15 protein-coding genes and 1 tRNA gene are annotated in these 15,788 nt (G+C 38.1%); 7 read left to right on the top strand and 9 right to left on the bottom strand.

The genetic code is table 11. The features are described 5' to 3' along the window. Positions 1-429: 429 nt before the first annotated feature. The 3 genes from pth to ES711_RS06435 all read right to left on the bottom strand — a co-directional run bounded on the left by pth (position 430) and on the right by ES711_RS06435 (position 2,844). The gene (gene pth / locus ES711_RS06425; protein ID WP_146891649.1) at positions 430-996 is read right to left on the bottom strand and encodes an aminoacyl-tRNA hydrolase; all 567 of its coding nucleotides are present in this window, start codon (positions 994-996) and stop codon (positions 430-432) included. A gap of 196 nt (positions 997-1,192) precedes the next feature. Continuing rightward, positions 1,193-1,840 carry a 50S ribosomal protein L25/general stress protein Ctc gene (locus tag ES711_RS06430; protein WP_146891652.1) on the bottom strand — a complete coding sequence of 216 codons (648 nt, stop codon included), beginning with the start codon at positions 1,838-1,840 and terminating at the stop codon, positions 1,193-1,195. A 62-nt stretch (positions 1,841-1,902) separates the two neighbouring features. Beyond that, positions 1,903-2,844 carry a ribose-phosphate pyrophosphokinase gene (locus tag ES711_RS06435; RefSeq protein WP_146891655.1) on the bottom strand — a complete coding sequence of 314 codons (942 nt, stop codon included), beginning with the start codon at positions 2,842-2,844 and terminating at the stop codon, positions 1,903-1,905. Positions 2,845-3,228: 384 nt separating this feature from the next. On the opposite strand from ES711_RS06435, the gene ES711_RS06440 reads away from it, so the two are divergent. Together ES711_RS06440 and ES711_RS06445 are read left to right on the top strand one after the other, a co-directional pair. Then, a tRNA-Leu gene (locus tag ES711_RS06440) sits at positions 3,229-3,308 on the top strand. Positions 3,309-3,454: 146 nt separating this feature from the next. Continuing rightward, a complete protein-coding gene (locus ES711_RS06445; protein WP_146891658.1) occupies positions 3,455-4,417 on the top strand; it encodes an alpha/beta hydrolase in 963 nt (320 codons plus the stop codon). Positions 4,418-4,498: 81 nt separating this feature from the next. Here ES711_RS06445 and ES711_RS06450 read toward each other — a convergent pair whose 3' ends face one another. After that, on the bottom strand, positions 4,499-4,816 hold the full coding sequence (locus ES711_RS06450) for a GNAT family N-acetyltransferase (protein WP_146891660.1): 318 nt from the start codon (positions 4,814-4,816) through the stop codon (positions 4,499-4,501). A gap of 101 nt (positions 4,817-4,917) precedes the next feature. Here ES711_RS06450 and ES711_RS06455 point away from each other — a divergent pair, with 101 nt between their 5' ends. The 4 genes from ES711_RS06455 (at position 4,918) to ES711_RS06470 (ending at position 8,580) form a co-directional block, all read left to right on the top strand. Next, entirely contained in the window at positions 4,918-5,106 is a 189-nt protein-coding gene (locus tag ES711_RS06455; protein ID WP_146891663.1) for a hypothetical protein, read from the top strand. Positions 5,107-5,279: 173 nt separating this feature from the next. Beyond that, positions 5,280-6,965 carry a GMC oxidoreductase gene (locus tag ES711_RS06460; RefSeq protein ID WP_146891666.1) on the top strand — a complete coding sequence of 562 codons (1,686 nt, stop codon included), beginning with the start codon at positions 5,280-5,282 and terminating at the stop codon, positions 6,963-6,965. After that, positions 6,965-7,519 carry a gluconate 2-dehydrogenase subunit 3 family protein gene (locus tag ES711_RS06465; RefSeq protein WP_146891669.1) on the top strand — a complete coding sequence of 185 codons (555 nt, stop codon included), beginning with the start codon at positions 6,965-6,967 and terminating at the stop codon, positions 7,517-7,519. The genes ES711_RS06460 and ES711_RS06465 overlap by 1 nt, the downstream gene beginning before the upstream one ends. 131 nt (positions 7,520-7,650) lie before the next feature. After that, positions 7,651-8,580 carry a serine hydrolase gene (locus ES711_RS06470; protein WP_146891672.1) on the top strand — a complete coding sequence of 310 codons (930 nt, stop codon included), beginning with the start codon at positions 7,651-7,653 and terminating at the stop codon, positions 8,578-8,580. A gap of 74 nt (positions 8,581-8,654) precedes the next feature. On the opposite strand, the gene ES711_RS06475 is transcribed toward ES711_RS06470, so the two are convergent. From ES711_RS06475 to ES711_RS06495, 5 genes are read right to left on the bottom strand one after another with little or no spacing between them, the layout of a single operon-like run. Next, entirely contained in the window at positions 8,655-9,677 is a 1,023-nt protein-coding gene (locus ES711_RS06475; RefSeq protein WP_146891675.1) for a UDP-glucose--hexose-1-phosphate uridylyltransferase, read from the bottom strand. Positions 9,678-9,691: 14 nt separating this feature from the next. After that, the gene (gene galK, locus ES711_RS06480; RefSeq protein ID WP_146891678.1) at positions 9,692-10,843 is read right to left on the bottom strand and encodes a galactokinase; all 1,152 of its coding nucleotides are present in this window, start codon (positions 10,841-10,843) and stop codon (positions 9,692-9,694) included. A gap of 2 nt (positions 10,844-10,845) precedes the next feature. Then, positions 10,846-12,492 carry a solute:sodium symporter family transporter gene (locus ES711_RS06485; protein ID WP_211363058.1) on the bottom strand — a complete coding sequence of 549 codons (1,647 nt, stop codon included), beginning with the start codon at positions 12,490-12,492 and terminating at the stop codon, positions 10,846-10,848. A 2-nt stretch (positions 12,493-12,494) separates the two neighbouring features. Beyond that, on the bottom strand, positions 12,495-13,424 hold the full coding sequence (locus tag ES711_RS06490) for an aldose 1-epimerase (RefSeq protein WP_146891683.1): 930 nt from the start codon (positions 13,422-13,424) through the stop codon (positions 12,495-12,497). A gap of 4 nt (positions 13,425-13,428) precedes the next feature. Continuing rightward, positions 13,429-14,427, bottom strand: coding sequence for a GntR family transcriptional regulator (locus tag ES711_RS06495; protein ID WP_146891686.1), 999 nt, complete (start codon positions 14,425-14,427; stop codon positions 13,429-13,431). Positions 14,428-14,852: 425 nt separating this feature from the next. Here ES711_RS06495 and ES711_RS06500 point away from each other — a divergent pair, with 425 nt between their 5' ends. Next, positions 14,853-15,788, top strand: coding sequence for an outer membrane beta-barrel protein (locus tag ES711_RS06500; RefSeq protein ID WP_146891688.1), 936 nt, complete (start codon positions 14,853-14,855; stop codon positions 15,786-15,788).

The raw sequence follows: 15,788 nt of genomic DNA on the forward strand, positions 1-15,788 counted from the left end.
TATTAGTTTTTGTCACTGCAAAGAACTAATACTTATTTGAATATAATGTTTCCTTATGATTAAATTTTTAAACAAAAAAAGCTGCCTTGGCCGAAGGCAGCCCTTAGAATTCATGATACTACAGTCGACAAAAACCAATAGCTAATTATGAAACCCTAATGATAGTGGTCTTAAGACACAAGCAAAGATCACTCATAATGCGCAGTTGCGTGTCAAGCTAGTATTAAATCCTCTAAAAAACCATAAAGTAATTCATCTAACTGATTAATAACACTTTAGACTATCAATGTTAAGTTAATGTAAAATTGAGATTACCGAATTGTTAACACTTCTTTACGCTTATGTTTCCTATTTCTATATCAGCCGTTTTTAAACGAAAAAGCATCCTTCAAAGATGCTTTTTCAATGTATCATCATATGATGATTGTATTATTGACCATTAAAAGTATTCATAGTGATATTGACTCCGGCCATTCCAAATGATTTAATAAGTTCTACCGCTACATCTAAGCGCTCGCCTAATTTAGCTTCTTCTTCAGCGGTCCATTCTCCCAAGACATAATCTACTTGTCTGCCTTCACCAAAAGCGTCACTAATCCCGAAACGGAAACGGTTATAATTGGTAGTTTGTAATTTATCTTGAGTGTCCTTTAATCCGTTATGGCCTCCGGCGCTGCCTTTTGTTTTTAAGCGAATGGTCCCAAATGGCAAATTTAAATCATCAGTAATGACCAATACATTTTCTAAAGGTATATTTTCTTTGGTCATCCAGTATACAATGGCTTTCCCACTTAAATTCATATAGGTATTTGGTTTCAGTAAAATAAATTGTCGCCCTTTAAACTTATATACAGTAATGTCTCCTAATTTCTGGGTTTGAAAACTTAAGTCCTCCTTTTTGGCCAAATGATCCAAGACTTTAAAACCAATATTGTGTCTTGTATTTGCATAATCACTGCCAATATTACCTAAACCTACAATAAGATATTTTTTCATAGTATGCTTTTCAACTGAGGTTGGAGAGGTTGATGATTTAAAAATATGTTTAAAAAAATTCAGCATATGCTCGCCTCAGGCTAAATGTTAGTATCATTTTCAGATCGGATGGTGAACTCCTTTTCTGAATATTGACAAAAATAAAAAAAGCATCCTGAATAAACAGGATGCTTTATAATATGTTGTGAAACAAGATTTATTCTTGACCTTCAGCTGGAGTTTCAGTAGCTTCTGCTGCTGTCCCTTCTGCTCCTTCTTCAAGTTCTTCTTCATCATCGCCTTCAAACTCAGCAACACTTGCTCTAGAACGTCTCACTTGACAAACTACAGTGTTATCTGGGTGTAAGAATTTGTAATCAGGATTTTCCAAAGAAGTGATGTATAATTTACTTCCAATTTTTAAAGGTGTAATGTCTGCCTCGATAAAATCTGGCAAGTTAGCTGGTAAAGCTTTAACTCTAAGTTTACGTTGGTTTCTACGTAAAACACCACCATTTAATACACCTTTAGAAGTTCCGATAATATGTACCGGAATTTCCATTGCAATTTCTTTATCCTCAAATAATTGATAGAAATCGATGTGTAAAATTCTGTCTGTTACAGGGTGAAGTTGGATGTCTTGCATGATTGCATTGTAAGACGCTCCGTTTTCTATGGCAATCACAACTGTATGCGCATTAGGCGTATAAACCAGTTTAGAGAAAGCCAATTCAGGTGCTGAGAAATGCACTGGTTTGTCTCCTCCGTATAATACGCAAGGAACCTGACCAGCATTACGTAAGGCTTTTGTTACTTTTTTGCCCACGCTTTCTCTTTGAGATCCGTTGATTGTAATTGATTTCATTTTGAAAATTTATAGTTAATTATTAATACTCTAATATAAGATGTAGCCAAATTTAACAGCGACTACATTAAAAATTTTGAACTAATTGATCTGTTGTAGTGTACGTTATGCATCACCTCAGCAAATAAATTAGCGCAACTGATTACTCTAATCTTGTTGCTCTGTTGCTTTAAAGGAATTGAATCTGTAACAATCAATTCTTCTAATTTTGAATTTTCCAGGCGCTCATAAGCATTACCTGATAAAATTGGATGTGTACAAATGGCTCTAACACTTAGAGCGCCACGCTCCATCATTAAATCGGCCGCTTTAGTCAATGTTCCCGCGGTATCCACCATATCATCTACTAAGACGACATTTTTACCGGTAACATCACCAATCAATTCCATATGCGAAATGACATTAGCCTTTTCGCGCTGTTTGTAACATATAACCACATCACTTTCTAAAGCTTTAGAATAAGCATAAGCTCTTTTAGACCCCCCCATATCCGGCGAAGCAATGGTTAAATTGTCAAGATTTAAACTTCTTAAATACGGTAAAAACACTGTGGATGCGAATAAATGATCAACCGGTTTTTCAAAAAAGCCCTGAATTTGATCAGCATGTAAATCCATCGTGATAATTCGGGTTGCACCCGCAGCTTCCAACATTTTCGCTACTAATTTAGCTGCAATTGGCACGCGAGGCTTGTCTTTTCTATCCTGTCTTGCCCAACCAAAGTATGGCAATACTGCGGTGATGTGTCTTGCTGAAGCACGCTTTGCGGCGTCAATCATCAATAACATTTCCATTAAATTTTTAGGCCCAGGATGTGTTGATCCAATGATAAACAATCTTGTTCCTCTGATTGATTCTTCATAAGATGGCTGAAACTCACCATCACTATAAGTTGATGTAATCACCTTACCAAGCGGCTCCCCAAAGGTAGCGGCTATTTTCTCTGCAAGTTCTGTACTCTGTGAACAAGCAAAAATTTTGGCTTTTGTAGCAACGTTAGGCATCTGTAATGAAGTGTTTTATAACAACTAAAGTGTCGTTCTGTTTAACAGGCTGCAAATTTAGGAATTTATTTGGACAGAAATGGATAAATGGAAGATATTTTTAGGTGTATTTGATTAATGGTTGAAATTAGAATCAAGATCGCTTCGCTGTAAGAACCAAGAATCAAGACATTAAATTCTGATCGGGATAATTCGTGGGAAGATTTAGCATTCAGCTAGTTGGGTTTTAAAACGGCAAAACCATGAGATTGAAAATCATTTTGAAGAAGCTAACGAATCCTGCTTAAGACTATTTTTCTATATAAATTTATAATTTCCCTTAAATTTAATCCGCCAACAATGATTGTTTATAATAAAATATTCTATAATTTTGCAGTCCTAATTGCTCAAGTGGCGGAATTGGTAGACGCGCTGGATTCAAAATCCAGTTCTTCGGAGTGCGGGTTCGATTCCCGCCTTGAGTACTGCAAAGGCTTCAACAGAAATGTTGGAGCCTTTTTTATTTTATAACATTAACTTTTGAAGTTGTTTTATTATCTTTTCTGCAAATTGCAATTCCTGTCATTAATCTACTTTAAAGAATGTTGATTGTAATAAATACGAGAATATTATGAATGCAGGAACGTATTCCGCAGATCTATTAGGTGAAGGTTTTGAGCACATGTGTTTGCCCTTAAAAGACGATTACGAAGGACGTGTCATTGCAACATTAGTACGAAAAAAACCCGAACGCCAATCGACCAAAGCCATTTTATACATTCACGGGTTTAATGACTATTTCTTTCAAACGGAGCTCGCGAAAAAATTTAATGATAAAGGTTTCAATTTTTATGCCTTAGACTTAAGAAAATACGGTCGTTCTTTTTTAGAACATCAAAAGTTAAATAATGTTCGGTCTCTAGAAGAATATGACGAGGAGATACATATGTCTTTACAAATACTAAAAAGAGAACACAATGCGCAGGTCATTTTAATGGGACATTCTACTGGTGGGCTGATTGTCACTAATTATGCAGGAAGAAATCTAAACAGCAATTTCTTTCACGGGGTCATCTGCAATAGTCCGTTTTATGAGTTTAATCTCAATGCATTTGAGAGAAAAATTGGAATTCCTCTCCTATCTGCTTTGAGCACCTATTTCCCAAATAAAAAGATTTCAGCAGGACTCTCAGAATTATATGGCTATAGCCTTCACAAGGACAACTTTGGCGAGTGGAACTACGTGTTGGCTTGGAAACCTCATACTATTAAAGATGTTAATTTGAGCTTTATTGATGCCATTCACAAAGGGCATAAAAACATTCAGAACAATCTAAAAATCGATGTGCCGTTACTTGTCATGTATAGCAGCCAATCGGCTTTTGATAAAAAGTGGTCGGATAAATTTTTGGAAGCTGATGCTGTATTAAACGTCAAGCATATTAAACATTATGCCCACAAAATTGATGGGAATGTCACCACTTGCGAGATCAAAAACGGGATGCACGATTTAATTTTATCTAAAAAATCTGTTAGAGCCCAGGTGTATAAAACCATGTTCGAATGGATTGATAAACATTTTGCCCTCCAATAACCTTTTAGGTCAAAATACTGAGCTGGAATATGTTTACGCCTCCAAAAATGCGATACACTCAACAAAGATTGAATATTCAAATTAGAGCTTGTCATACCCATCAAATTTCGGACTTACAATACGTTTCCATTCGGGATATTTCTTGATGTAGGCAAATACGTAAGGACAGTAAGGAAGTAAGGTGATATTGTTTTCGTCTAAATACTGCAAGGTTTTCTCCACTACGGCCGATGCTGCACCCTTACCCGCTAATTCCGGATCTGTTTCAGTATGGATCAACGCTATTTTATCGCTAGGCGCTTTATAATCAATAAAGGCAAAGTGACCATCAATTTCAATTTCAAAACGCTTTTTTTCTTCGTTTTTAACTAATGGAATGTCAATATATTCTGATTTCATAGTTTCAATTTTTTAGTATAAAAAATTTATAAGATGCCTATTATATTCTTAGACTTCCTTGGGTATTGTCTTATAATTCCGACAGATCCCTAAAAACTTACATGGTCTCAGATTTGATAGCTAAACGAACCAATACCTGTAAATTTAATAAATCCTTTGATTTTTTAGGTGAAATACTTCTAAAAGTATACACGACAATTTCCCATTCGGCCTTTACCAATGCTGTCTATAGTGTAGCCTATCCTAGTGGTCCATATATGGCATTCCTATCTAAAAAGATTATGTTTTAAACCTAGACACCTTATTAGTAAGCTTTTCAATCCGCATAACCCATAACATCTTCAAAATACTCCTCCTTTTAGCCCAAATTTCCCCCATCGGAACTCCCATAAATTCATTTTCTTTGTGAGTTCGCTGATGTAAAGATTAAATTTGCACAGATCCAAATTAAAAGTACAACACATTGAATAAGGCGTATGATGCCATCGTTATCGGAACCGGAATTTCGGGAGGATGGGCGGCAAAAGAATTATGTGAACACGGACTCAAAACCTTGGTCCTTGAGCGTGGACGAATGGTTAACCATGGTGATTATCCGACAGCAACAAAAGACATTTGGGATTTTGAATTCCGTGGTAAGCCTAGCGCCGCTGCTACAGCTAATCAAGAAACACAAAGTCGCACGGGTTTTGTGACCCAAGAAACCACTGCCCATTGGTTTGTTAACGATTTAGAACACCCTTATAATGAAACCAAACGCTTTGATTGGATTAGAGGCTACCATGTTGGCGGACGCTCCCTCACTTGGGGGCGACAGGCTTTAAGAATGAGCGACCTCGATTTTGAAGCAAACAAACTGGAAGGGATTGCGGTAGATTGGCCAATTCGTTATAAAGACATTGCGCCTTGGTATACCAAAGTGGAACAGTTTATTGGCGTGTGTGGTGAAAATTTAGGTTTACCACATTTGCCCGATAGTCATTTATCGCCCGCCATGCCTTTAAATGAAGTGGAGAAAGATTTTAAAGATCAAATTTCCAAGCATTATAAGAATCGGCATTTAACTATGGGGCGCTTCGCTAATCTTACGGGAGATGCCCAACATACTGGCAGAGCTAATTGCGCGTATCGAAATAGATGCATGCGTGGTTGCCCATTAGGTGCCTACTTCAGTAGTAATTCGTCCACTTTACCTGCTGCAGAACGTACCGGAAATATGACCTTAAGACCATATTCCATAGTTTCTGAGATTGTTTATGACGACATAAGCAAAAAAGCAACAGGCGTGAAAATTATAGATGCGCAAACTCATGAAACTTTAGAGTTTTCAGCTAAAATCATCTTTTGTTGCGCCTCTACGGTTGGCACAACAAGTATTTTACTACAATCCAAATCAGAACGATTTCCAAATGGATTGGGTAATGATAGTGGCGAATTGGGCCACAACTTAATGGACCACCACTTTCGAGTAGGTGCTACCGGCACCACCACCAAATTCAAACAGGTGCCTTACATTAATAATCGCCCTGCAAGTTTTCATATTCCACGTTTTAGAAATTTAAAAGACGGAGAACCTCAATCTAACTTTTTAAGAGGCTATTCCTTTCAAGGCAGTGCAAGCCGAACTGACTGGCGCCGCGCCATTAAAGAGTTGAGCTATGGAGAAGCGCTTAAAGACAAGCTTTTAAAACCTGGGCCTTGGCGCATCGGCATGACTGGTTTTGGTGAATGTCTACCCTATCATGAGAATAAAATGACGCTCGATGATACTAAAAAAGACCAATGGGGACTTCCAACAGTCACTTTTGATGCGGAATTTAAAAAAAATGAGTTGGAGATGCGTAAAGACATGCAGCAAGAAGCCATAAAAATGTTAAAGCTAGCAGGTTTTGAAGACGTTAAAGGTTTTGATACCGCGCTCTATTTAGGGCACGCCATTCATGAAATGGGAACTGCACGAATGGGCCATGACCCTAAAACATCCGTGCTCAATAAATTTAATCAAATCCACGCCGTTTCCAACGTATATGTCACGGATGGCTCGTGTATGACCTCTTCCGGAAATCAAAATCCGTCGCTAACTTATATGGCACTTACGGCGCGAGCGGTAGACCATGCGGTAAAACTGTTAAAACAAAATCTATTGTAATGATGGATAGAAGAACGGCTCTTAAAAACATGGCGCTTTCCTTTGGTTTTGCGGTTTCAGGGACTACCATCATAAGTGTGTTTAATTCCTGCAGCGATGCAAAAACGACGGTAATCTCTGAATTTTTTAAGGCTAGTGAAATGTATAGCATCTCGCAGTTAGTAGACCTTTTGCTGCCTACGACAACTACTATAGGAGCGAAAGACCTCAATATTGCCCGCTTCATTGACAAGATGTGCCAGCACGTTTTAAACGCCGAACAACAGATGGAGATGAAATTAGGCACCGAAGAGTTTTCAAAAAGATTTAACAATATTACTGGAAAAGTCCCTGTAGACGGGAATGTGGAAGATTACCAAAAAATGTTAACCACTTATTTTCATATTTCAGAAGCTCAACAGGATGCGGTTTTTGAATTATTAGATTCAGATTATCAGTTGCTTGCACATGATTTAAAACCAGACTATCGCTTGTATACGTTTTTAACTACCGTGCGAGAGTTAAGTTTATTGGGCTTCTTTACCTCCCAAACCATCATGGAATTGGAAGCCTAACGTTAAACATTCTTAAAAAGATACCAATAGTTTCTGAGCAGTTTCCATCGTTCAATCCCTTTTTTAAATTTATGTGTCATAATCATAATTTTTGTAAATTATACCCTGCTTACAAACCATACCGCATACTTATGAAAACGAAAATCTTACTTTCTTTTGTGTTTATTTTTTCATGTCAATTTTTTATGTCGGCACAAGACACTGATAAAATACTGGAAAACGGGCTGGCTGAACTCGCCCAAGGTTTTGAAGGCGATGTAGGTATTTATGTGTACAATCTCAAAACCCAAAAAGAAGCGGCTATCAATGCAGATACTATTTTTCCGACGGCGAGTATTGTTAAAGTGCCAATTTTAATTGAAGTGTTCAATCAGATAAAAGCAGGGAAACTTCATCTTAAGGACACCCTTATTTATGATGCAAAACGTGTTTATGGCGGGTCAGGATTAATGCAGTTTTATAAAGATAGCACCGTTACTGACCTGCGTACTTTGGTGTCTTTAATGATAACGATGAGCGATAATACCACGTCATTGTGGTGTCAAGAACTTGTAGGCGGCGGCCTGGCCATCAATAAAACTATGGCCGACTTAGGCTTAAAACATACACGCGTGAACAGCCGAACTGAAGGTAGAACCGAAGATTGGGAAACTTATGGTTGGGGACAAACCACACCTCGTGAAATGGCATCCTTACTTATACAAATGAGAGAAAGAACTTTGGTTGATGAAGCTGCGAGTGATGAGATGTACCGTATTATGGGCAACTCTTTTTATACCGATTATTCACTTTCTCAAATTCCACCATACGTTCAAACTGCTGCGAAACAAGGGATGGTTAATAAATCGCGTTCAGAGCTGGTCATGGTGAATGCGCCAAGTGGCGATTACGTATTTTACATTGCTACTAAAAATAATGCCGATGAATCTTGGGGATTTAATAATAAAGCTTGGGAATTACAGAGAGCAATTTCCGCCTATTTATGGAATTATTTTGAACCAGAATCGGACTGGAAACATGCTGCAGGTTTTGTGGATTTGGTGACTGGATTAAAATATTAATTCTTGTGCGAAACTTTTAAAAAAGGCCTCAAAAGAATAATTGAGGCCTCCCTATTTTTACTATAAGTTTATTATTACACAACCAAAGCCCTTAGCCTATCCGCTGCTTGCTCCGCAGTAATATCACGTTGTGGTGAGCCAAACATCTCATAGCCTACCATAAATTTCTTAACCGTCGCACTTCTCAATAATGGCGGATAAAAACTCATATGCCAATGCCAATGGGTATTATCTTCTCCGTTGGTTGGGGCTTGATGAATCCCGCTAGAATACGGAAATGACACTTGAAACAGTGCATCATAAGCTTTGGTGATTTTAGAAATTGCATCCGCAAAAGCGATACTTTCAGCATCTGATAATTCTGAAATATTTGTGTAGTTATACTTTGGAACGATCATAGTTTCAAATGGCCAAACCGCCCAAAATGGCGTCAGCACTACAAAGTGATCATTCTCATAAATGATACGTTCTTTTGCTTCAAGTTCCTGTTTTAAATAATCACCCAAAAGACTGCTTTTATGCGTATCATAATAGGTTTTTTGATGTACATCTTTTTTCTCTACCTCATTTGGCAGCGTGGACTGACTCCAAATTTGACCGTGTGGATGTGGATTGCTACAGCCCATTACAGCACCCTTGTTTTCGAAAATTTGCACGTAATTAATCGCTTCATTAGAGCCTAATAATTCATATTCAGCTTGCCAAGTTTTCACCACTTTCGTAATGTCTTCAATCGCCATATCCGCCAAACTTTTGGAGTGGTCAGGGCTAAAACAAATCACCTTGCAAATACCTTGCTCACTTTCTGCTTTAAACAAGCCTTCATCTATTGAGAACACAGGTGATGTGGTTTGTAAAGCCGCAAAGTCATTGGTAAAAACAAAGACATCTTTATAATCGGGATTTACTTCGCCATTAATTCGTGTATTCCCAGCACACAAATAACAATCGGGGTCATGAGATGGACGATTTTCATTAGCCACCGCTTCATTTTGTCCTTGCCAGGGGCGCTTTGCTCTATGTGGCGATACCAATACCCATTCGCCAGTTAATATATTGAATCGTTTATGTGAGTACTCTTGTAAATTTGAATTCATCGTCTTATAATATTTCATTTAATAATATGTGTTCCCTGCGACAGTTTCACCTTGTAGACAGAGCACTCATTACCAAATTGCTTTTTAAACTGTTTAGAAACTTTTCTTTTAAAAGTTTTAAATTCGCTCTTCAGTACCAAATTGATGGTACAGCCACCAAATCCACCACCCATCATTCGGGCACCAGCAACGTTGGGACTAACTCTAGCCCGATCGACTAAAAAATCGAGCTCAGCGCAACTTACTTTGTACTGCGTGCTCAAACCCTCATGAGATTGATAGAGCAAATGTCCTAAAATTTCGACATCATTTGCTTCTATTACTTCCGCAAAATGCAATACGCGGTTATTCTCTTCAATGACATAGAGTGCTTTTTGATAATCAGCTTCACTAATTTCAGTTTTCAAACCATCCAAATCCTCCTTTGTGGCATCCCTTAATGCGGCCACGTTCAAAAGTCTTGAAATGTTCTCACATACGGCGCGGCGGTCATTATAGGCGCTTTCAGACAAATCATGTTTCACGTTGGTATTGATCAGCATCAATTCATAATCTTTAAAATCGATGGTATAAGGTTTTGCTTCCACAGTTCTACAGTCTAAAAGCAAGGCACTGTCTGTAACACCAAACATGCTGGCATACTGGTCCATGATACCGCATTGTACGCCTACAAAATTGTGTTCGGCTTTTTGAGACACCAAAATCATCTCTTCCTTAGTCAAACCAAGATTAAATAGCGTATTTAAGCCATACACAAAACTGTTTTCTAGAGCTGCTGATGAGGACATGCCGGCACCACCCGGAATGTTTCCCGCAAATACACTATTAAAGTTTCCAGGAGACTTGCCTAACTTCTGTAATTCTGCAACCACCCCCAAAATGTAATTTTGCCAGCCACCATCATTCAAGGGTTTTATACCATCCAGCCCAAATTCATATAATTCTTCCTTGTTTAAGGCAACAATTTGACTGGTGGAGGCGTCACTCTTTTGAATGGCAAGTACAATGCCCTTATTAATTGCAGCAGGAAACACAAAGCCTTCGTTGTAATCAGTATGTTCTCCTATCAGATTAATTCTTCCCGGAGAATAGACCAGTAAGGGTTTGGTTTTAAACTGTTCTTTAAAACGTTTTTTAACGTCTTTAACTAATTTCTTATTCTTCATAATTAAGCAAAATAAATATAGACACCAATGACCAACAAACAAATAACCAGACCCACTGACTTCACATGCTTGTAAGGGGTAATATCGACTTGTTTGGTATATTCCTGTACAAAAGGTGTGTCTCTAGGTCTTAATTTCCCGATGATTAGCATGATGACAATGTTCAAAACAAATAAAATAGCCATGATATCTAAAAAGTGAGGATATGCTTGCGCTTCAACAAACGCTAACGCTGCTTTATCCGTAACTCCTGAAGCAGATGCCTCAGCAAGTGCCTTCCCAATGAAGTAGTCCTTCATAAAGAATTGACTTATGATGTAAAGCACACACCCAGATACCAATCCTACTTTTGCAGCAATGGCAGGAACATATTTAGTGGTATAGCCCACCACAATAATGGTCAATATTGGAATACTATAAATCCCATTAATTTCTTGTAAATAAGCGAATAAACTGCCGGCATTAGCAATCAAAGGCGCAATGAACATTGCTGCGATCGCTAAAACGACTCCAAAAGTCTTCCCGTATTTTACCACCGTTTTTTCATCGGCATCTTTGTTAATGTGTTGTTTATAGATGTCAATCCCAAATAATGTTACCGAACTGTTTAATACACTATTAAATGAGCTTAAGATGGCACCAAATACTACTGCAGCAAAAAAGCCAACAAAAGCCGTGGGTAGAACTTTCTTAACCAACAACGGGTAGGCACTATCCGCATTTTCTAGAGTACCTTGAAACATATGAAAAGCAATCAATCCTGGTAATACTACAATGATTGGCCCCAATATTTTGATAAACCCGGCCAGTAACAGGCCTTTTTGTCCTTCTTTTAAATTTTTAGCCCCAAGTGCTCTTTGGATGATTTGTTGGTTGGTTCCCCAATAAAATAAATTTACCAACATCATACCTGTAAATATGGTATAGAATGGTACGGGATCCGTAGGGCCGCCCATCGACTTAAATTTTTCAGGATTCTCAGTAGTTAAGATGGATAAACCATCTAAAAGACTCCCATCACCAATCATCAACAACCCAAAAATTGGTATTAACACACCACCAATTAGCAATCCAATCGCGTTGATGGAATCAGACACTGCAACGGCCTTAAGTCCACCAAATACGGCATAAATAGATCCGATGATACCAATACCCCACACACAAATCCAAATAGATTGGGTCTGGGTGACGCCTAACAATTCAGGCACATCAAACATACCACTAATCGCCAAGGAGCCAGAGTATAAAATAACCGGAAGCAACACCACAACATAACCAGAAAGAAATAATACAGAGGTTAAGGTTTTAGTAGTGACGTCAAAACGCTCCGCCAGAAACCCCGGGATCGTGGTTAACCCACCTTTTAAATAGCGCGGTAATAAGAAAATTGCGGTTAAGACCATTGCCACGGCGGCTACGGTTTCCCAAACCATTACGGACAATCCACTTTGGTAGGCTGATCCATTAAGGCCCACCAACTGTTCCGTAGATAAATTGGTCAATAATAATGATCCCGCCACAACGCCGGCAGTTAAACTACGTCCACCCAAGAAATACCCATCTGAAGTGCCTTCATCTGTTTTTCTGGTTTTTAAATATGAGATTACGGCGACGATTACCGTAAACCCAATAAAGGTTAAAAATTGCATAATTATCTGATTAGTGTGTTAGTATGTATTGGTTGTTTTTGATCTGTAAAAGCGATGCTCCAAGTTACGTCATAAGACGCTTTGGATTTCAAAATTTGTAGGCCAATCGTATTGTTAAAACTATCAGCGGCGCCCGTCATGGGTTCAATGGCGATCACATTTGGCGTTTTGGGGGTGTACAATTGTAAATAATTTTCTTTGGATGTGCTGTCTATGTTTAGAATATATTCCGGCGTATGGAATTCTACTTTAGGCTTTTGGAGTTCATAGCCATCATCTAAAATGACGCCTTTTAAATTATAAGGCATGCTTATATCAAACGAACAAGACCCTGAAATAATTTGTTGAGTATCGCACAAAAAGCGCGTGTCACTTTCAAATACCAAACTACTTTGCTCTAGGTCTTTGCTTATAAAGTATGGATGCCATCCTAGCGTAAATGGAAAGGCTTTAGTGTCTGTATTTATAACTGTAATGGACAGGCTTAAATTATTGTCAGTTAATTTGTAAGTCAGCGCCATGTCAAACTTAAACGGGAATCCCTTACTTAAACCATCGTGGTTATAGGTTATGGTAACCACGGCCTGATCTGCTTGCAGATTAGAATCACTTAACACAAAATGTTTGTCGTAAACCAAGCCATGCAAGGCATTGTTTTTCTCTACTTCATTACATTCAAGATCATGATTTTGCCCCTCAAAAGCGTAGGCACCATCCTTTACGCGGTTGGCAAAGGGAAATAAAATGGAGGATGCATAATTGTCTTTATAAGTTGATGGCGCATAATTGGCCAGCACTTTTATGGTATTGAACTGCAAATCGCTCAATCGTCCGCCTTGAGTAAGACAAAGTGTTGCTTTCGTACTTTGGTCCGCATTGCTCAGCTCTATAAACTGTAACCCTTGTGCTTCTGATGTTGTGAGTGTATACACGTGATTATAATGATTTTCTAATAATTAAACGGTTCGGGTTTTCAACTTGTGCAAATTCTTTATTTAAAATCATTTCTGCCAGTCGTTCGCCCATGAGATTAAAATCAGTAGATATGGTGGTAATGCCACCTTCAACAATTTCCTTTAATAAAGTGTCATTATAGGAGATGATCCCGATGTCTTTGGCGAGGGTTAAGCCGCGCTCTTTAATATGTTTTATAATCCGAATTAGATTTTTATCATCTAATACGATATATAACTCTCCTACTGACACGATTCTGTTGGTAAAACTGTCAATCACTTCATTTTCCAATTGATGATCCCTGCAAAACAACTTAAATCCATCTTTAATGCCCTGCGGCTGTCGTGCCGGCTGATAGAGCAACACCAATTTTTTATACCGCTTTATGTTGTCTATAGCCACCTCTAGACCTTGGTAAATATCTTTCTTGAAATTTTGAAAAATGGCAGGATAGTGCTTGAGCTTGGGGTGGGTCTGATCTAATATATATACCTTTTCTTCTGGCAATCGTTTTATAATGTGCGCAGTATCCTTGAGGTTTGCTGGCATAATGACGTAGGCACTGTAATCTCCTGCATTGTCATTAATTAGTTTAGCAAACATGTCTTGATTGAAATGATGGAAGAAAATATCAACTTGGATATGGTCTCCCAAACTGGTCAGGAAAGAGTTGTATAAATCTTCCTTAAAGGAATTGAATTCGTCAAAGAGCAAGAATATTTTGTGATTGACTTCAACGTCTTCACTGTTTACATAATACCCTTTTCCGACAATGGACTGAATGATGCCCCGCGTCTTTAACTCATTGAATGCCGTGAGCACCGTATCCCTAGACAAGGAATGTTGCGTTTTAATGGTATTTAACGACGGTAACCGATCTCCTTTTTTTAGACTTCCCGCGACAATAGCCGCCTCAATGGACGCTACAATTTGTTTGTACTTAGGAATGCTAGAATCGGCTTTTATGGTCACAATACTCATGTAACAAATTTAGAATAAAATTCCACATATACAAACTGGTAGGTACTAGTAGTTATTTTTTGATTTTCGGTGATTTTTAAATGAAAACTACTGAAATTTAGTAGTCTGGATGACACACATTTACTATTGAATTTTAGCAATAGCTGAGCGTTTTCAGCCTAATGATGTTAATTTCATTCATTGTCAAATCGCAATTTCTTTTGAAAAATTTCTCTTTAAAAAATCTAAAAAAATGAAACCATCCCAATTACCTGTATCTGAGTCATTTCGTTTGAAACACTGGATTTAACCCCACTATCATGTTTGATATGCGTCAGAATAAAACGCATAACAGTATTTTATTCTGTGTAACTTTACATGTGGTAAACGGGATTTATGTTCTTAACCACATCCAAATCAAATACTAAAATTTAAACACAAGACTTATGAAAATGATATCAAAAACTTTAATGGCCTGTGTGCTGGCAGCGACAACTTACGTTACACAAGCTCAAAATGACATGACTCCTGTTGAAGACTCTAACTTTTACATCCGTGTGGGTACGGGTTACAGTTTTCAATCTGGAAAAACGGAATTCAATAATGCCGATCCAAATGAACTTACAGGAATCAGACAATCGACAGACATCACTGTCAATGCTGACGGCTCTTCTCTTAATGTAAAATCATTGACGGGCACAGCAGGCGCTGGGATAAAAGCAAATGTTACCGGTGGGTATATGTTTAACCCTTATATTGGTGTGGAATTAGGAATCAGTTATTTTCATGGTGATAAAACCATGATTGGACGTTTAAGAAGTCCGCAAGTCAATTCTGAAGCCAACACCTATTTGAGAGGTTTTGATGTGGCTCCGGGAATTTTCTTAACTCCAAATTTTAAAACCGTTAGTCCTTATGCACGTTTAGGTTTAATTGTTCCTGTGGCTGGAGATTTAACTATTGAAACAGTAGCCAGACAAAAAAATGGCGGTGGTGAAGGCACAGATATTTTGGTACAAGCTACCAGTGAAGTGCAAGCTAAATTTAGCGTCGGCTATTTTGGAGCTATGGGTATTTCATATCCTATCAGTGATAACTTAAGTATTTTTGGAGAGGTAGAACTTAAGAACTTAAGCATCAAAAGCAAGTCCGCGAAAATTAAAGAATACTCTACCACAGCAATAACTGGTGGACAATCACAATTAATTCCAGGACAACAATTGGCCGATTTACCAGTTTACGAAAAGGAATTTGAATTTTCTGACGAATTTGATCAAAGCACCACCACACCCCCTAACCAAAACGCTCCTAGAAAAATCCCAACCCAGTTCGTTAATGCGAGTGGAACAGGATTTAATGTAGGTGTCAGGTTTACACTATAA

This window comes from Gelidibacter salicanalis, assembly GCF_007997285.1.
GTDB classification, from domain to species: domain Bacteria; phylum Bacteroidota; class Bacteroidia; order Flavobacteriales; family Flavobacteriaceae; genus Gelidibacter; species Gelidibacter salicanalis.